At 37.9% G+C, this 17,219-nt stretch carries 18 protein-coding genes and 2 other annotated features; of the genes, 12 read left to right on the forward strand and 6 right to left on the reverse strand.

Annotated elements, in window-relative coordinates:
• Positions 1 to 56 precede the first annotated feature (56 nt).
• The 3 genes from CN288_RS13125 to CN288_RS13135 form a co-directional block, all read right to left on the reverse strand.
• Positions 57 to 479, reverse strand: coding sequence for a GNAT family N-acetyltransferase (locus CN288_RS13125; protein WP_026591477.1), 423 nt, complete (start codon positions 477 to 479; stop codon positions 57 to 59).
• A 1-nt stretch (position 480) separates the two neighbouring features.
• On the reverse strand, positions 481 to 999 hold the full coding sequence (locus CN288_RS13130) for a YjcG family protein (protein WP_090693181.1): 519 nt from the start codon (positions 997 to 999) through the stop codon (positions 481 to 483).
• A 93-nt stretch (positions 1,000 to 1,092) separates the two neighbouring features.
• A complete protein-coding gene (locus CN288_RS13135) occupies positions 1,093 to 1,824 on the reverse strand; it encodes an alpha/beta hydrolase (protein WP_098302396.1) in 732 nt (243 codons plus the stop codon).
• A gap of 369 nt (positions 1,825 to 2,193) precedes the next feature.
• Between CN288_RS13135 and CN288_RS13140 the strand changes: the two genes are divergently transcribed.
• The 3 genes from CN288_RS13140 to CN288_RS13150 all read left to right on the forward strand — a co-directional run bounded on the left by CN288_RS13140 (position 2,194) and on the right by CN288_RS13150 (position 5,142).
• Positions 2,194 to 3,105, forward strand: coding sequence for a DMT family transporter (locus tag CN288_RS13140; protein ID WP_098302397.1), 912 nt, complete (start codon positions 2,194 to 2,196; stop codon positions 3,103 to 3,105).
• A gap of 216 nt (positions 3,106 to 3,321) precedes the next feature.
• Complete coding sequence (locus CN288_RS13145) at positions 3,322 to 3,729, forward strand: PH domain-containing protein (protein ID WP_098302398.1); 408 nt, start codon at positions 3,322 to 3,324, stop codon at positions 3,727 to 3,729.
• A 294-nt stretch (positions 3,730 to 4,023) separates the two neighbouring features.
• The gene (locus CN288_RS13150; protein ID WP_098302399.1) at positions 4,024 to 5,142 is read left to right on the forward strand and encodes a DNA-binding protein; all 1,119 of its coding nucleotides are present in this window, start codon (positions 4,024 to 4,026) and stop codon (positions 5,140 to 5,142) included.
• 32 nt (positions 5,143 to 5,174) lie between these two features.
• On the opposite strand, the gene CN288_RS13155 is transcribed toward CN288_RS13150, so the two are convergent.
• A complete protein-coding gene (locus CN288_RS13155) occupies positions 5,175 to 5,561 on the reverse strand; it encodes an Ig-like domain-containing protein (RefSeq protein ID WP_098302429.1) in 387 nt (128 codons plus the stop codon).
• A 181-nt stretch (positions 5,562 to 5,742) separates the two neighbouring features.
• A complete protein-coding gene (gene putP / locus CN288_RS13160; protein ID WP_026591471.1) occupies positions 5,743 to 7,209 on the reverse strand; it encodes a sodium/proline symporter PutP in 1,467 nt (488 codons plus the stop codon).
• Positions 7,210 to 7,515: 306 nt separating this feature from the next.
• Positions 7,516 to 7,754, forward strand: a binding site (T-box leader).
• A 168-nt stretch (positions 7,755 to 7,922) separates the two neighbouring features.
• Positions 7,923 to 8,162: a binding site (T-box leader), on the forward strand.
• 51 nt (positions 8,163 to 8,213) lie between these two features.
• On the opposite strand from putP, the gene trpE reads away from it, so the two are divergent.
• From trpE to scfB, 9 genes are all read left to right on the forward strand, one after another.
• The gene (gene trpE, locus CN288_RS13170) at positions 8,214 to 9,626 is read left to right on the forward strand and encodes an anthranilate synthase component I (protein WP_141527966.1); all 1,413 of its coding nucleotides are present in this window, start codon (positions 8,214 to 8,216) and stop codon (positions 9,624 to 9,626) included.
• Positions 9,623 to 10,210 carry an anthranilate synthase component II gene (locus CN288_RS13175; protein ID WP_026591469.1) on the forward strand — a complete coding sequence of 196 codons (588 nt, stop codon included), beginning with the start codon at positions 9,623 to 9,625 and terminating at the stop codon, positions 10,208 to 10,210. Before trpE ends, CN288_RS13175 begins: the two co-directional genes overlap by 4 nt.
• A complete protein-coding gene (gene trpD / locus CN288_RS13180) occupies positions 10,207 to 11,232 on the forward strand; it encodes an anthranilate phosphoribosyltransferase (protein WP_098302401.1) in 1,026 nt (341 codons plus the stop codon). The genes CN288_RS13175 and trpD overlap by 4 nt, the downstream gene beginning before the upstream one ends.
• Positions 11,233 to 12,000, forward strand: coding sequence for an indole-3-glycerol phosphate synthase TrpC (gene trpC / locus CN288_RS13185; RefSeq protein WP_098302402.1), 768 nt, complete (start codon positions 11,233 to 11,235; stop codon positions 11,998 to 12,000).
• A complete protein-coding gene (locus CN288_RS13190; protein ID WP_141527967.1) occupies positions 11,997 to 12,605 on the forward strand; it encodes a phosphoribosylanthranilate isomerase in 609 nt (202 codons plus the stop codon). The genes trpC and CN288_RS13190 overlap by 4 nt, the downstream gene beginning before the upstream one ends.
• A gap of 2 nt (positions 12,606 to 12,607) precedes the next feature.
• Entirely contained in the window at positions 12,608 to 13,801 is a 1,194-nt protein-coding gene (gene trpB, locus CN288_RS13195) for a tryptophan synthase subunit beta (protein ID WP_098302403.1), read from the forward strand.
• Positions 13,802 to 13,804: 3 nt separating this feature from the next.
• A complete protein-coding gene (trpA, locus tag CN288_RS13200; RefSeq protein ID WP_098302404.1) occupies positions 13,805 to 14,566 on the forward strand; it encodes a tryptophan synthase subunit alpha in 762 nt (253 codons plus the stop codon).
• Positions 14,567 to 14,877: 311 nt separating this feature from the next.
• Positions 14,878 to 15,027: a six-cysteine ranthipeptide SCIFF gene (gene scfA / locus CN288_RS13205; protein WP_079999468.1), complete on the forward strand. Its 150-nt coding sequence runs from the start codon at positions 14,878 to 14,880 to the stop codon at positions 15,025 to 15,027.
• Positions 15,028 to 15,154: 127 nt separating this feature from the next.
• On the forward strand, positions 15,155 to 16,561 hold the full coding sequence (scfB, locus tag CN288_RS13210) for a thioether cross-link-forming SCIFF peptide maturase (protein ID WP_098302405.1): 1,407 nt from the start codon (positions 15,155 to 15,157) through the stop codon (positions 16,559 to 16,561).
• A gap of 142 nt (positions 16,562 to 16,703) precedes the next feature.
• On the opposite strand, the gene CN288_RS13215 is transcribed toward scfB, so the two are convergent.
• Positions 16,704 to 17,063, reverse strand: a complete 360-nt coding sequence (locus CN288_RS13215) for a hypothetical protein (RefSeq protein ID WP_090693150.1) — start codon at positions 17,061 to 17,063, stop codon at positions 16,704 to 16,706.
• Positions 17,064 to 17,219: the final 156 nt, after the last annotated feature.

Consider the following 17,219-nt stretch of genomic DNA (forward strand, 5'->3'; position numbering starts at 1 on the left):
AACCGTGTCTAACTTTTAGGAGTCACTTCATATAGGCTAAGGCTTTTTTCATTAGATTAAATTTCTTTTATCATAACAACATGTGGTATATCTGCTTCTATAAATACATCAGAAACAGTTTCATATCCGAGCTTCTTATAAAAAGGTTCCGCTTGTGTTTGCGCATGAAGTTTCAATTTTGGTAGCGATTCTTCTTTCGCATATGCTTCGAGCGAGTCCATAATGATTTTTCCGACACCCTTTTTGCGATGGGAAGCGAGAACGCATATCCGTTCCATTTTCCCGATGTCATCAACGATGCGAAAGCGACCTGCCCCAACTGGAATATCCTCATCATATATAACGATGTGTTTAGAAGTTTCTTCAAATTCATCGTATTCTTCTTCAGCAGACACATGTTGTTCTTCAACAAAGACTTGTTTGCGTACAGAGAATGCGTCTCTTAGCTGCTGATCTGTTTGTACGATTTGTGCTTGCAAATTAGTTGTTCCCCTTTCCAATATGGAATGTTTCATATACTGTCCATGTTTCATTTTCTAATTGATATAGAAGGTGGAAACGGTCGATTGGTTGCTCGTAATAAAAGTCTTTCATACGTAAGCGACCTAATACATCAGCATGCTCTGCATCTGATAAATTTTGTCCAATTGTTAAATGTGGTACGAATGCATATTCACGCTCTTGTGTGAAGAATCCTTTATGCATTTCTTCATTTAACAATGTAAGTTCAGGTGTTTTTTCTACTTTGAAATAAAGAACATTATTAACGGGTGCGAATGAGCTTACCTTTCCAACATGAAGGGTAAACGGATTTGTTTTGTTTGCGATTGTATGCAGTTCTTGTACAATTGCTTCTAATTGCTCATCTGGTGCCTCAAAGGGTGCTTTTAATGTGATATGTGGTGGAACTAATGCATAATGCGGATCATAACGCTTACGCAATCCGTTCGCTTTATCTTGAATCATTTTTGATGGGAAAATTACAATGCCTAGTTTCATCTTTCAATTCCTCCCTTTGTAAGTCTAGTTAGATTTTGAGAAAAATAAATCTCTTTTTCTATTATATCAAATAATTCTGAACACTGCTCCCTATTATTTCATTGATAGAATGTAAGAAAATGCTTTTGGTAAATCATTTTGCCAATATTTCCATGTATGATTTCCCTCAAATTCTTCGTAATGCGTTGTGAAATTTTTCTCTGTAAGCAAGGCATGTAATTCGCGATTTGGCTCTACAAAATCAGAAATTTGCCCATCCGTTCTTTTCACAGCAGTTTCTTCTGTCCCAATTACATGATAAATTTCTAATGCTTGTGGCTCTGTAAAATCTTTTGCAAGGCTCAGTACGGTTTCATCAACAAATGGGGACTGCATAACAACTTTACCAAATGTATGCGGATACATAAGTGATGTCATAAAGGACACTGTACCGCCAAGGGAATCGCCAATTAATACGCGACCTTTTCCCATTTGATAAGTTGGATAGTTTTCATCAATATATGGAACGAGTTCGTGAGCTAGGAAACGAATGTATGCGCTATTTTTCACATCGTTTGGAAAGTATTTTTCTTTACGATCGTGCACATTTTTATATGGAATACCGACAATAATTGTTCGGTCAATTTCTTCATTTTCACGAAGATGCTCAATTACGCGGTGCGCTTTACCAAGCTGGAAATAATCTCTTCCGTCCTGTGCAATTACAACGGTGTGTTTGTGCAGCGGTGTATAATTAGCTGGTAAATAGACGAGAAGTGTAATCTCTTCTTGAAGTGATGTACTGTAAAATGAAAGTTCTTCTATTCTCCCGATTGCTTGACTCATGTGTGATCCCCCTAAATAAAAAATATGCTGTAGTTGCTTTGTGAGGGTAGCGCAGATAGTCAAAATGAAAGGATATATTTACTACCTGTGCTTCTCATTTTATATTTTACCATAGTAGTATGAAGAATCTAAAAAAATAGTATTCATATGATGGAAGAAAGGTTGAGGTAAAAGCTTTCTTTTTTAGATGGGAGAGAGGGGGCGGCGATGGATAGAAGTGATTCAGCCCACATCCTAAGTGAAAACAAGGCGAGACAGTAAGTGCAGGTTCTTTTTTGTTTTTCATAACAAAGGTTTATATGTTGAAAGATTAAATTGGATTTATATATAATGAGGTGGGGATTTTTACAGGAGAGGGGCAAAACAACTTTGAAACAAGAAAAATCAATCGCACTACCGTTAGCAGTTTCTATTATAGCCATTTCATTTGCAGCAGTTTTCGTAAAGATGTCCTCGGCGCCATCTTCAATTTTAAGTATGTATCGATTATGGATTATTGTAATCCTTATGCTTCCAATCGTTTGGAAAAAGCGTAAAGAGTTTCGCAGAATTCAAGCGCGAGATTGGTGTTTTTTAATAGGATCTGGATTCTTTTTAGCACTGCATTTCCTTTTATGGTTCGCATCTTTAAAGTTTACAACTGTAGCAAGTTCAACGATTATTTTAGCGCTCCAGCCCATCGTATCGCTAGTTGGAGGTTTTTTTCTGTTTAAAGAAAGAACGACTTCTTCAGCGATTGCCACAATGGGGATTGCTATCTTAGGTGTAATGTGTATTGGATGGGGAGATTTAGGATTAAGTGAGCAAGCGGTGATAGGAGACATTTTATCCTTTTTAAGCGTAATTGCAGTTGTTGGTTATTTATTTATTGGGCAAACAACTGTAAAAAAAGTTTCACACTGGATTTATAGCTTTGCCGTGTTTGCATTTGCGGGGCTATTTATAGCTATTTATAATGTAATCATGAGTGTGCCATTTACAGGATATTCCACATGGGATTGGTGGATTTTCATTTTGCTTGCGATTGTACCAACTGCTTCACATATGATTAATAACTGGTTATTAAATTATGTGAATGCCACAACGATTTCAATGAGTATTTTAGGCGAGCCTGTTGGTGCGTCTATACTTGCCTTTTTCTTGCTTGGTGAGAAGTTAAATGTGATGCAAGTGATTGGTAGTGTTCTCGTATTATGCGGTGTGTCTATTTTCTTGCTGCAGCAGCAAAAACGTACGCAAAAAGAGCCGGTGCAAAGTGTAGCATTTACGCAAGAGCTGTAGTGTATGTATAGATAATTAGTAGGCTGTTAGGGGCGATCCTAACAGCTTTTTCTATATAAATTGAAAAACTGATAAAAAACCTTTCTTTTTGGGTGGGAGAGAGGATCCGTTCCTTTTTTAGCCGCATGCCCAGTGGAGTCAAAGAGAGAAAACGAGTGAGGGTATCCCTTTTGTTGAGTAATAATAAAATTGTTTACTTACAAATAAAATCGTTACATTTACAAAAAAGATGCATGGATATATTCAATTTATTTGGCGGGGGTCGCTGCCTGTTTTGCTCCATTTCTTGCAGGCAGGGATTATTTTCTTCTATTTTTCACCATTCCTCTTGCAATTCTTCTCATTTGGAGCTGGTTTACAACAGGGAATAAGGTAGAAGATGAACAAATTATTATTCGATATGGGCCGATGAAAAAAAGAATTTCAATTAAGGATATAAGGAAAATTTCAAGAACAAAAAATCCACTAGCAGCTCCGGCATTGTCCTTTGATAGACTGGAAATACTTTATGGTTCTCAGTTTCAAGGAGGGCTTGTCTCACCGAAAGATAAGCAACAATTTGTTTCTTTGTTAAAAAGCATTCATCCGCAAATTGAAGTGGAATATCATATAATGAACAAGTGATAAGAGTGGTCTCAAGAGCCACTCTTATTTTTATTCCCTCAAGATACAGCGGAAAACGAGGAAGAGAGGCAAGGATGAAGACTTCCCACTGATTAAAGGTTCACTTTATATTTTGATGCTGAAATTTAAGATTTGCTGGCTATATAGGATGTGAAGTGGATATGTATATGAATTATATGAAAAGCAGAATAACTAAAACGGAATTTTCATAAATAGTAAAAGGAATGAAATTAGTTTTTATGTGGAAAATGGAAAATTATATAATTTGTTCTCAGAGGGGAGAGCGGAAAGAAAATGGAATTAATTAGATGGGCCGTTGAACTAGGAGCTTCAGTACATGGTGGTACACCCAATGAGCTGTTACCTGCATTGGAATATTACTATGATCGAGATCATCTAAAAGCCTTTTTGATTGCAGGTCTCCTTCTTGAAATGGATCTCTCACCGAGTCAAAGAGAGGCTGTTGAGCTGAAAAAATGTATATCAGCGTACTATGCGGGATTGCATAAGATTGGGAAAAAATATGCTGATAAACTTCTAGCTGAGCATCCTGAAGTAGTTCTTTATCAAAATAATGTAAAAGCATTTGAAGCGTATTTCAACGAATCTTATGACTATTGTCTTTACATATGGCCATATACATATATAAGTTTTATTGATGTTGCCAGGGCTTTAAAATGGAAATTAGAACAGCAGGGGAAAACGGTGATTATATCAGAAACACTATTAACAAACGCGAATAATACAATAGTTTTTGGTGCACATTCATATGCCCATACTCCTGTTGAGATTCCAGAAGATGCGATTATTTATAATTTAGAACAGCTATCTGATGGATGCCCTTATGATAATATTATTTATCGCAATATATTGAGGAATAGGATAATTTGGGATTACAGTTCTCAAAATATTGCTTGGTTGAAAAAGAAAGAATTAGGAAAAGAAGTGAAACATGTCAAAATGAATTATGCTCCTACTTTAAAGATTAAAACAGATACTTTTATAAAGCCTATCTCTGAGGACATTGATGTATTATTTATCGGTGCTATGAATAAGCGCCGTAATGCAATTTTTGATCAGTTAAAAAAGCTTGCACCAGATTTAAATATTATTTTTAATAGCAATGTATGGGGAATTCTCAGAAATGAACTTATCGCGAGATCCAAAATTGTTTTAAATCTACACTACTATTTAACGGGTATTCTTGAAACGCCGAGGATTTCTTACGCTGTCACGAATCATAAATTCATTATCTCTGAAACTAGTAATCCTGATGATGAAGCAGAGTGGCCAGGAATTGTTTTTGTCCCTCATGAAAAGATTGCGGAGACAGTTATAGAGTATCTCCAAAAGCCAGAGGAACGTAAAATGTTAGCAGAAAAGGCCCATGATCATTTTAAGTCACAAGGATAAATAAAATCCCTTGCTTAACAAAGCAAGGGATTTTATTTTGGATTTGTTATAAAAGGATGAACATAAACGACGCATAAATCTCGAAATTTCCCTTCGGCAGTTGTTACGATCACGATAGCTCGCCCAGGGTTCTTTCCCGTTATGATGGCATTGTCGTCATCTGTATGAATTGTTATAACGTCATGATTCATATTTGTCCAAATAAGTTCTTGATTTGTTGCTTGAATTGGGAGAACAGAGGCAGATAATTCAGCGCTTTGTCCTACTTTTATTTTTAGTTTGTTTTTTTGTATATGCACACCAATTACAGATACAACAGAAGGAGCAAGTGAAATTCGAGGTTTTGATTGTATGTTTGGGCAAGAAGTATTTGTGATAGGTGAAAAATTTTTTTGATTTTGGTTTCTTATTGATGCCATCATTTCGAAGTCTCCTCTCTGTATAAGTGCTGATACTAATACTATAACGAAGTAGTGTTATAGTTAATTTAACGAAACATAAAGAAATTGTTAATTTCAAAGAAAAAATTGTCGAAAGGTACATAAAAAAAAGAACCTCCACTTTTATGATGAAAGTGGAGGTTCTCTATTCTAAAAAATATTATGCAGTTTTTTCAAATTCCTCAAACTGCTTTTCAACTTCTTTTGAAGGTTTTGTTAGTAAACTAACAATAACAATTGCTAGTAAGCTTGCTGTGAAACCTGGAATCATTTCATATAGGAAATCTTTTAAAAACTTAAATTGTGTCCACGTGATAACAGTTGCAGCACCAGCGATCATTCCAGCTAACGCGCCCCATTTTGTCATACGTTTCCAGTATAAGCTTAGTAAAACGACAGGACCAAATGAAGAACCGAAGCCAGCCCAAGCATAGCCAACAAGCGCTAAGATTGTGTCGTTTTGTTTAAATGCTAATCCACAACCAATAAGTGCAATAACAAGAACGGCCATACGACCAACAAATACAAGCTCACGATCAGATGCAGAACGTTTAAAGAATGTTCTATATATGTCTTCCGTTACCGCACTTGATGTAACAAGAAGCTGAGAAGAGATTGTACTCATAATAGCTGCTAAAATAGCTGCTAATAAAAATCCAGTAATTAATGGATGGAATAAAATATTACCTAGTTCAACGAAAATTGTTTCTGGGTCAGAGAGCTTTAATCCTGCTTTTGAATAGTAAGCGATACCGATAAGACCAGTAAACATAGCTCCCACTACAGAGAAAATCATCCAGCTCATACCAATTCGGCGTGCGCTTTTAATTTCTTTTACAGATGAAATAGCCATAAAGCGTACGATAATATGAGGTTGTCCAGCATAACCAAGACCCCAGGCGAATAATGAAATAATACCTAATACGGATGTTCCTTTAAAAATATCTAATAGTGCTGGGTCAATAGATTTAATTGTATCAAATGCTGGTCCAAGGCCATTTACATTCATAATTGTTACGAGCGGAACAAGGATAAGAGCAACCACCATGATGATTCCTTGAACGAAGTCTGTCCAACTTACAGCTAAGAAACCGCCGAATAATGTGTAAGCTACAACAACGCTTCCAACAATAAGTAATCCAACATGATAATTTAGTCCAAATGAATTTTCGAATAATACCGCACCTGAGACGAATCCTGAAGCTACATAAAATGTGAAAAAGATCATAATAACAAGTCCAGAAACAAGGCGTAGCATATGAGATGCATCATGGAAACGATGCTCTAAAAATTCTGGAATAGTAATAGAGTTGTTAGCAATTTCTGAGTAGGTACGTAAGCGAGGAGCGACATAGATCCAGTTTGCGTATGCGCCAAGTGTAAGGCCAATCGCAATCCAGCTACTACTTAATCCAACGCTAAACATAGCACCGGGTAATCCCATTAACAGCCAGCCGCTCATATCGGCTGCTCCAGCACTTAATGCTGTTACTGCGGGGCCTAGTGTACGCCCGCCAAGCATATAATCTGTTAAGTTGGATGTCTGTTTATAGGCAAAATAGCCAATGACTAGCATCCCGAGCATGTAGATAGAGATAGAAGTTAAAATTAACATCTGCGTACTCATGTAGTTCCCCTTCCTTTTGTAATATCTTTTGATGAATTTTGCATATTTATAATCTATCATGATTATTTCAGAAAATCCATATACAAATACGAATTTTCTGAAATGTAAGCGTTTTTTGACATTGGTTTATTTTTCGAATATATAATTTTCTGACAAAAAACTTTGATTTTAATAGAGTATTTATTATATTTACATAAAAACGGGTTGTTTTGTCAATATAATATTGAATGAAGAAAAAATATTTTTTTTTTGAAAAGCGTTGACTTTTCGGAAAAGTAGAGAATATAATGAATGCAACTTAAAAAAATGCAAGCGTTGATGAAGAAGAGTACGTATTATGAACATGTCAGAGAGCTGATGGTTGGTGCGAATCAGTATGGAATTAATATGGAATGGCCTTCGGAGCTTCCAAACCGAACCGAAAGAAGTAGGCTTTGGCGACATGATCTCATCGATACAAGAGACACGTATTAACTTTTGATACGGCAAAGTGCGTTACATGTGTAACGAATTAAGGTGGCACCACGGGAGTACCCGTCCTTTTTATAGGATGAGTACTCCCTTTTTGTGTATAAATATTTGTTCAAAAAGGAGGATACGGAGTGTAGATAGAACTACATGAGTACCAGACTGGCGACGCAGGCGAAGAAATGCGAAAGCTATCTTTAACGGACTTTTTGAATATCCTGTATAAAAATAAATGAACTAAATAAACTAAATCGTTTAAGTAAGAAGAGTACGTATATTGGAGACGTTCCAGAGAGCCGGGGATAGGTGGGAGCCCGGTGCGGTACCATATACAGAATGGGCTTACGAGAGGTATGCTGAACCGAAAGAAGTAGGCAACCCGGGTTCCGCCGTTACAAGGATAAGGTATATATTTGTACCTGAATAAAGAGGGATGCTTTTGCATCCAAACGAGGTGGTACCGCGGTAAATTTATCGTCCTCTGCATATTCCGATATGCAGGGGACTTTTTTATTTTAAATAGTGAGGTGGCAGCCATGATAACGAAAGAACAATTTCAACAGAAGCAAGGAAAGACATTTTTGGTCATTGATGAAGAAGAAGGAGATAGTGTGACACCGATTGCTTTATATCGCCGGATGAAAGGTGAGAAAAAATTTTTACTCGAGAGCTCACAGCTTCATCAAGATAAGGGACGTTATTCCTATTTAGGATGTAATCCATACGGAGAAATCAAAAGTAGTGGCACAGCGGTAGAGATTACGATAAATGGTAGGAGTGAACAGATAGAAGAAAACGTATTGCAAGCATTGAAAAAGATACTTGCGCCATCGGAGGTGGAAAGTCCATTTCCATTTTGCGGAGGAGCAGTTGGATATATTGGTTATGATGTGATTCGGCAATATGAAGATATTGGAGAAGAACTGTTTGATCCGATAAATATTCCAGAGGTTCATGTATTGCTATACCGCGAGTTTGTTGTATACGATCATTTACGTCAGAAATTATCGTTTGTATATGTATACAGAGAAGACGATACAGACTCTTTTGAAGAAGTGTATGAGAGATTGCAGGTATATAAACAAAATGTGTTACATGGAGAAGAAGAACAAGTAACAGAAATGCAGTCTTCTTTATCCTTTACTTCTTCTATAACGGAAGAAAAGTTTTGCGAAATGGTAGAAAAGGCAAAAGAATACATTCGAGCTGGTGATATTTTTCAAGTTGTATTGTCTCAGCGTCTGCAAAGTGAATTTATAGGCAATTCATTTGCATTATATCGCAAACTTCGTATTGCAAATCCATCACCATATATGTTTTATATTGATTTCAAAGATTATGTTGTGCTTGGTTCTTCACCAGAAAGCTTACTGTCTGTACGAAATGATAAGGTGATGACAAATCCGATTGCAGGAACAAGACCACGTGGAAAAACAAAAGGTGAGGATGAAGAGATAGCGAAAGAGTTGTTAGCAAATGAGAAAGAGCGTGCTGAACATATGATGCTTGTAGATTTAGGGAGAAATGATATCGGGCGAGTGAGTGAAGTCGGTTCTGTTAGATTAGATAAGTATATGGAAGTAGAGAAGTACTCGCACGTTATGCATATTGTATCGGAAGTTTCCGGAATATTAAAAAAACAAATGGGTTGTTTTGACGCATTAGCTTATTGTTTGCCAGCTGGCACTGTATCCGGTGCCCCGAAAATTAGAGCGATGGAAATTATAAATAGATTAGAAAAGGAAAAAAGAAATGTATATGCCGGAGCAGTAGGATATATAGCTTTTTCTGGAAACCTTGATATGGCGCTTGCGATTCGCACAATGGTTGTAAAAGATAAGAAAGCATATGTGCAGGCGGGAGCTGGTATTGTCTATGATTCAGATCCAATTGCTGAATATGAGGAGACATTGAATAAAGCGAAAGCACTTTTGGAGGTAATGAAATGATTGTACTCATCGATAATTATGATTCGTTCACTTATAACTTGTATCAATTGTTGGGGGCGTATTACAAAGAGATAGTGGTACTGCGAAATGATAAAGTGACGGTTCAAGAACTTGAAGAAATGAAACCAAAAGCAATTATTCTGTCGCCAGGACCTGGAAAACCAGAAGATGCAGGGATTTGCATCGAAGTAATCAGGCATTTTTATAAACAAATTCCGATTCTTGGCATTTGTCTTGGACACCAAGCAATTATTTCGGCATTTGGTGGGGAAATTGTAAGGGCAGAACATATAAAACATGGGAAAACATCACGGGTAAAACATAATGGCACATCGATATTTTCATATGTCGCGCAGCCGTTAACTGCGATGCGCTATCATTCACTCGTGGCAGCGAAGCATACGATTCCAAAGTGTTTCGATGTACTAGCAACAGCGATGGATGATGGGGAAGTCATGGCAGTTTGCCATAACTATTATCCACTCTTTGGATTACAGTTTCACCCGGAATCAATTGCGACGGAAGAGGGCGGGAAATTAATGCGTGCATTTTTATCTAATGTGAAAGAGGAGGAGCGAGTATGAACAGTTATCTGCGAAAATTAGTAGAAAGACAGAACTTAACGGAACAGGAAATGTATGAAGCAGGCCTTGCACTCTTAAGTGAAGATATATTAGAAAGTGAAATTGCTGCTTTTTTAGCATTGTTAAAGGCAAAGGGTGAAACAGCGGATGAAATATATGGTCTCGTTCGTGCTCTTCGGGAAAAGGCATTACCATTTGCAAGTCATATAAAAGGAGCAATGGATAATTGCGGAACAGGCGGAGACGGTGCACAAACATTCAACATTAGTACAACATCTGCTTTCGTACTTGCCGGTGCTGGTGTAAAGGTGGCAAAGCATGGGAATCGCGCTGTTTCTAGTAAAACAGGGAGTGCGGATCTATTAGAAGAACTCGGTGTCAATATTGCATGTACGCCAAGAGAAATTGACTATTTATTAGAAAAAGTAGGCATAGCTTTTCTATTTGCACCAGCGATGCATCCAGCACTTAAGCGCATTATGAAAATAAGAAAAGAGCTAAATGTACCGACCGTTTTTAATTTAATCGGTCCGCTTACAAATCCGATTGATTTAGAAACACAGTTTGTTGGCATATACAAACGAGATATGCTCATGCCTGTAGCAGAGGTATTGCAAAAGCTCGGTAGAAAACAAGCGCTTGTTGTAAATGGGAACGGATTTTTAGATGAAGCATCTCTGCAAGGAGAAAATCATGTGGTGATTTTAAAAGATAATAAGATTATAGAAGCAAGTATTACGCCAGAAGAATATGGGTTTTCTCGTGTGAAAAATGAAGAGATTAGAGGCGGAGATGCAAAAGAAAATGCCAATATTACATTCGGGGTACTACAAGGAAAAAAGAGTGTATATCGTGATACGGTGTTATTAAATGCAGGTCTAGCCCTTTTTGCAAATGGAAAAGCAGAGACAATTGAAGAAGGGATTCATATTGCGGCTCAAAGTATAGATTCGGGAAAAGCACTAGCGAAATTAAATGAATTAATTGCAGCTAGTAATAAAAGATTAGAGAAGGTGAACTAAATGGAAACAATTTTAGATAAGATTGTTGAGCAGAAGAAAAAAGAAGTAGGAGTGCTGCGCGAAACATATACACCGGTGAAGAAAAAACGGAAGTCACACTCCCTTGTAGAAGCGTTGCAGAAATTCACAGTCATTGCTGAAGTGAAGCGAGCTTCACCATCTAAAGGGGATATTAATTTACATGTAGACGTAACGAAACAAGTAAAAACGTATGAAGAGTGTGGTGCCGGAGCTGTCTCTGTTTTAACGGATGGTCAGTTTTTTAAAGGATCTTTTCACGATTTAGAAACGGCACGATCAAATAGTAATATTCCGCTTCTATGTAAAGACTTTATCATCGATACGATTCAAATTGATCGGGCGTATGATGCTGGAGCGGATCTCATTTTACTTATCGTTGCTGCCTTGCCGAAGCAAAAGTTACAAGAATTATATGCATATGTACAAGAGCTCGGATTAGAAGTAATTGTAGAAGTACACAATGAGGCAGAGTTAGAGATAGCGCTAGAACTAGAACTAAACCCTCATGTGATTGGAATAAACAATCGTAATTTGAAAACATTTGAAGTAGATCTCAGCACAACTGAAAATCTAGGAAAACGACTAAATGAGGAAAATATACTTTGGATTAGTGAGAGTGGAATTCATACGGAAGAAGATATCATGCGTGTGAAGAAGGCCGGGGCAAAGGGTATTCTTGTTGGGGAAGCGCTGATGACTGTACCTTCCGTCGGAGACTTTTTCCAATCGCTGAAGGTGACAACATGAAAGTGAAGATTTGCGGCATTACCGATGTAGAAACAGCAAAAGTAGCTTGTGAATACGGCGCAGATGCTATTGGATTTGTATTTGCGAAAAGCAAAAGGGAAATTACACCTGAAAGAGCAAAACAGATTATTGATGAGCTTCCAGTTGATGTAATGAAAGTGGGTGTGTTTGTAAATGAATCGGTAGAAGTCATCCGGGAAATCGCAAATGATTGTGGCTTAACGCATGTACAACTACATGGGGATGAAGGGAATCATCATGTTAAAAGATTGAATATTCCGTCTATAAAAGCGATTGGTGTACGTTCGAGTGAAGATATAGAGCACTCACCAGACTATGAAGCTGATTTTCTCTTATTTGATAGTCCGAAAGAAAAGTTTCATGGCGGAAATGGCAAAACATTTTCTTGGCAGTTACTAGATGATATGCCAGATGAAATTCGCAAAAAGTGCATTCTAGCTGGTGGATTACACATTGAAAACATTAAAGAAGCGATTGAAATTGTTAAGCCGTATATGGTAGATGTCAGCAGCGGAGTAGAAACAGATGGCAGGAAAGATCTTGAGAAAATAAAACAATTTATTAGAAAAGCGAAGGAGTGTTAGGTATGAAGTATGCATATCCAGATGAAAAAGGTCATTACGGTATATATGGAGGACGTTACGTTCCAGAAACGCTCATGCAGTCCGTTTTAGAATTAGAAGAAGCGTATAAAGAAGCGATGCAAGATGAAACCTTTCAGCAAGAATTGGAGCATTATTTACAAACGTACGTTGGAAGGGAAACACCGCTTTATTTTGCAGAGAACCTGACAAAGTATTGCGGCGGGGCGAAAATTTATTTAAAGCGTGAAGATTTAAATCATACAGGAGCTCACAAAATTAACAATACAATTGGGCAAGCGCTTCTTGCAGTACGAATGGGTAAGAAAAAGGTTGTAGCTGAGACAGGAGCTGGACAACACGGAGTTGCAACGGCGACGGTATGCGCATTACTCGGTTTAGAGTGCGTCATTTTCATGGGAGAAGAAGATGTAAAACGCCAAAAGTTAAACGTCTTCAGAATGGAACTATTAGGAGCAAAAGTTGAAAGTGTTGCAGCGGGTAGTGGAACGCTAAAAGATGCAGTAAACGAAGCGCTTCGCTACTGGGTTGCACACGTGCACGATACGCACTACGTAATGGGATCTGTTCTTGGACCGCATCCGTTCCCGCAAATTGTACGTGATTTTCAAAGTGTAATTGGGAAAGAAACGAAGAAGCAATATGCAGCGCTTGAAGGGAAATTACCAGAAGCAGTTGTGGCTTGCATTGGCGGGGGAAGTAATGCGATGGGGATGTTCTATCCATTTGTACACGATGAAGAAGTTGCTCTTTACGGCGTAGAAGCAGCAGGGAAAGGCGTTCATACAGAAAAGCATGCAGCAACACTAACGAAAGGAAGCGTTGGCGTCCTTCATGGTTCGATGATGTATCTCCTACAAAATGAAGAAGGACAAATTCAGGAAGCACATTCTATTTCAGCAGGGCTAGATTATCCAGGAGTTGGGCCAGAACATAGTCTGCTAAAAGATATTGGCCGTGTCTCTTACAACTCAATTACAGATGAAGAAGCGCTGGCTGCATTCCAGTTACTAACGAAAAAAGAAGGAATTATTCCTGCGTTAGAAAGCTCACATGCTGTAGCGTACGCACTTAAACTGGCGCCTACGATGAAGCAAGGTGAAGGACTTGTCATTTGTTTATCGGGCCGCGGTGATAAAGATGTTGAAAGTATAAAACGTTATATGGAAGAGGTGTAAATGATGGGAGTAGAAAGAATTACGGCAGCGTTTCAAAATGGAAAAAAAGCATTTATCCCATATGTAATGGGGGGAGATGGTGGCTTAGAAACATTAAAGGAACAAATTCGCTTCTTAGATGAAGCAGGAGCGAGCATTGTTGAAATTGGTATCCCTTTTTCTGATCCAGTTGCAGATGGACCAACAATCCAAAGAGCAGGAAAACGAGCATTAGATAATGGCACAACGCTCGGTGGAATCTTTCAGGCATTAGCGGAAGTAAGGCAGGAAGTAAATATTCCATTTGTACTTATGACCTATCTAAACCCGATTTTAGCATTTGGAAAAGAACGGTTTATCAGAAGCTGTCTTGAAGCTGGAGTAGATGGAATTATCGTTCCAGACCTGCCATATGAAGAACAAGATATCATTGCACCACTTCTTCGTGATGCGAATATTGCTTTAATTCCACTTATTACAGTAACGAGTCCAGTTGAACGGATTGAAAAGATTACGAGGGAATCGCAAGGGTTTGTTTATGCGGTAACGGTAGCGGGGGTCACTGGGGTTAGACGTGACTTTAAGCAAGAAATTCATAGTTACCTAGAAAAAGTAAAAGCGCATGTAAATATTCCAGTAGTTGCTGGATTTGGCATATCGAAGGCTGAGCACATAGAGGAAATGATTACTGTATGTGATGGAGTTGTTGTTGGGAGTAAGGTAATTGAGTTATTAGAAACAGGAAAGCAGAATGAAATTTGTGAGTTAATCGCTACAGTGAAATAATAAGAAGAGGCTACCTGTTAAGGGGCCTCTATTTTATTAGGAAATAAAGGTGTTTGTTATGTATGAAAACACATGAATCAAACAGCTGAACAATGAGGGACTTTCATTAGAAGCAGACAATCTTTATCAAAATATACGCACAATCGAGTGGAATTTCCGTAACACGAATGATTGACGTAAACCATAGGTGTTGTTAAAATTATTTCTGGGATTAATGTGAAATTATTCACAAATTGTAGTTTTGAATGTGAAAACATTCACAAAAGTTGAAAGTGTTTCTTAAAAATATTCTTTAAAAGGAGTGATACGTTATGAAAAGAATCGTAACACTAAGTACTCGTAAACTGACAGATACAGTAAAACATGGCGGATGTGGTGCATGCCAAACATCTTGCCAATCAGCTTGCAAGACGTCTTGCGGAGTTGCAAATCAAAAATGTGAGAACACAATGAACAGATAGAAAAGAAGAAAGATACCGCCCAACTGCTTTCCGGATGGGCGGTCATTTTTATCCCATATGAACAAGAAGTAAAGGCTCCATTAACGGAAGTGTTACTTTATAGATAAAAGGAGTTTGATTATTAATCATGATTCATCAATATAAACTAAACGGGTACAACATTGTACTCGATACTTACAGTGGATCAGTACATGTTGTTGACGACCTCGCTTATGAAATCATCGCGCTGTATGAGACTACTGCTGCAGAAGAAATCATAACAATGATGTTAGAAAAATACGTACATGATTCCGATATCTCTGAGAAGGACATTCGGGAAACCATTGCAGATATCGAAGAGCTAAAAAATGATGGGCAACTCTTTACTGAGGATGAATATAAGAGCCTCTCAATTGATTTAACAAATCGCCAAACTTATGTAAAGGCTCTTTGTCTCAATGTTGCACATACATGTAACTTATCATGCGAATATTGCTTCGCCAGCCAAGGGAAATACAATGGAAGTAGAGCGATTATGAGTTATGAGGTTGGTAAAAGAGCAATTGATTACCTATTGGAAAACTCCGGTCACCACAGAAACCTCGACATCGACTTCTTTGGCGGAGAGCCGCTTATGGCCTGGAAAGTTGTAAAACAGATTGTTGCTTACGCAAGAAGTAAAGAAAAAGAGTACAAAAAAACGATACGCTTCACCTTTACTACAAATGGTATGTTGCTAAACGATGAAGTCACTGATTTTTTGAATAAAGAAATGTACAACGTCGTATTGAGTCTTGATGGAAGAAAAGAAGTCCATGATCACCTTCGTAAAACAGTAACTGGAAAGGGAAGTTACGATTATATCGTTCCGAAATTCCTGGAATTCGTTAAAAAACGTGGAGATAAAGAATACTATGTGCGTGGAACCTATACTCACAACAACGTTGACTTCACCAATGACATTTTTCATATCGCAGATCTTGGTTTCGACAAGCTCTCGATGGAACCAGTTATCTGTAATCCTGGGGAACCATATGCACTCACCGAAGAGGACCTTCCAGATATTTATAACCAGTACGAAATTCTTGCTAAGGAAATGATAAAGCGTGAGGAAGAAGGTAATGGATTCACTTTCTATCATTACATGCTTGACCTTTCAGAAGGCCCTTGCATCCAAAAGAGAATTTCGGGCTGCGGCTCAGGAACTGAATATCTCGCTGTTACGCCATGGGGTGAGCTTTTCCCTTGCCACCAGTTCATCGGGGATAACGAATACAGCATGGGAAACATCTGGGATGGGATTACAAAACAAGAGATGCAATGTCAATTTAAAGAAAGCAATTGCTACTCGAAGCCAGAATGTCAGGACTGCTGGGCAAAACTTTACTGCAGTGGCGGTTGCCCTGCCAACGCACTGCACGCAACCGGCTCCATCAATGGAATCTACGATTTCAGCTGTGACATCTTCCGTAAGAGAGTAGAATGTTCCATGATGGTTAAAGTAGACGAATCCATGAGAGCTATGGAAAGAAACAAACAAGCCGTGGCTCAATGAGCATAAAGATATGATAAGGCTGAGAGATAAGTCGAAAATTTGATTTATGCTCAGCCTTTCTAAAGGTGGAAAGCTTCTTCACTTTTTTAAACATCGCGACTTTAGTTCAAATCTACATTCCCTTACATAATTACAATTCTAATCAATCTCTTATCCGTTTTCTAATCTCAGCAGCTAGGTTAGTAGGATTATCAATTTCAAAAAAGACATATTTGTATTTTTCATGACCATCTAGTTCGATCATTACAAGAGGTACTCTGTTTTCATAAGAGAGAAAATACCATTCATCAGCATATTTAAAACTACCTTCAAAAATGTTAAGTGCTGAAATGGAAGTTCCAGGCATTCGGAGCATCCATTGTGGAGCATCAAAATAGTCAACATATACATTTTGAATCGTATTATAAGGGATTTTCAATTTCAATTTTAGGGCAAAGAACCCTGTTACTCCATTTAATTTTAGCGTCATACTATCGTTATCAAACTGTATTTCTCTTCCCATATGCCCCCTCCTCATTTTTGTGAAATGGAACACCGTTATCTAAATTATACCATTTAGATAATAACAACGAGGGGTATTTCTTGACTTAGATTGTATATACGCCAAGGTAACATAGGAGTATTATGTGTCTACTACTGCATCACATAAAGGAATTTG

Source organism: Bacillus sp. AFS023182 (assembly GCF_002560575.1).
GTDB lineage: Bacteria > Bacillota > Bacilli > Bacillales > Bacillaceae_G > Bacillus_A > Bacillus_A arachidis.

Excerpts from the sequence above, each read along its gene's own strand:
- CN288_RS13130 (WP_090693181.1), bottom strand. The coding sequence starts at position 999 with ATGAAACTAGGCATTGTAATTTTCCCATCAAAAATGATTCAAGATAAA.
- CN288_RS13135 (WP_098302396.1), bottom strand. The coding sequence starts at position 1,824 with ATGAGTCAAGCAATCGGGAGAATAGAAGAACTTTCATTTTACAGTACA.
- CN288_RS13150 (WP_098302399.1), top strand. The coding sequence starts at position 4,024 with ATGGAATTAATTAGATGGGCCGTTGAACTAGGAGCTTCAGTACATGGT.
- CN288_RS13155 (WP_098302429.1), bottom strand. The coding sequence starts at position 5,561 with ATGGCATCAATAAGAAACCAAAATCAAAAAAATTTTTCACCTATCACA.
- putP (WP_026591471.1), bottom strand. The coding sequence starts at position 7,209 with ATGAGTACGCAGATGTTAATTTTAACTTCTATCTCTATCTACATGCTC.
- trpE (WP_141527966.1), top strand. The coding sequence starts at position 8,214 with ATGATAACGAAAGAACAATTTCAACAGAAGCAAGGAAAGACATTTTTG.
- CN288_RS13175 (WP_026591469.1), top strand. The coding sequence starts at position 9,623 with ATGATTGTACTCATCGATAATTATGATTCGTTCACTTATAACTTGTAT.
- trpD (WP_098302401.1), top strand. The coding sequence starts at position 10,207 with ATGAACAGTTATCTGCGAAAATTAGTAGAAAGACAGAACTTAACGGAA.
- trpC (WP_098302402.1), top strand. The coding sequence starts at position 11,233 with ATGGAAACAATTTTAGATAAGATTGTTGAGCAGAAGAAAAAAGAAGTA.
- CN288_RS13190 (WP_141527967.1), top strand. The coding sequence starts at position 11,997 with ATGAAAGTGAAGATTTGCGGCATTACCGATGTAGAAACAGCAAAAGTA.
- trpB (WP_098302403.1), top strand. The coding sequence starts at position 12,608 with ATGAAGTATGCATATCCAGATGAAAAAGGTCATTACGGTATATATGGA.
- trpA (WP_098302404.1), top strand. The coding sequence starts at position 13,805 with ATGGGAGTAGAAAGAATTACGGCAGCGTTTCAAAATGGAAAAAAAGCA.
- scfA (WP_079999468.1), top strand. The coding sequence starts at position 14,878 with ATGAAAAGAATCGTAACACTAAGTACTCGTAAACTGACAGATACAGTA.
- scfB (WP_098302405.1), top strand. The coding sequence starts at position 15,155 with ATGATTCATCAATATAAACTAAACGGGTACAACATTGTACTCGATACT.
- CN288_RS13215 (WP_090693150.1), bottom strand. The coding sequence starts at position 17,063 with ATGGGAAGAGAAATACAGTTTGATAACGATAGTATGACGCTAAAATTA.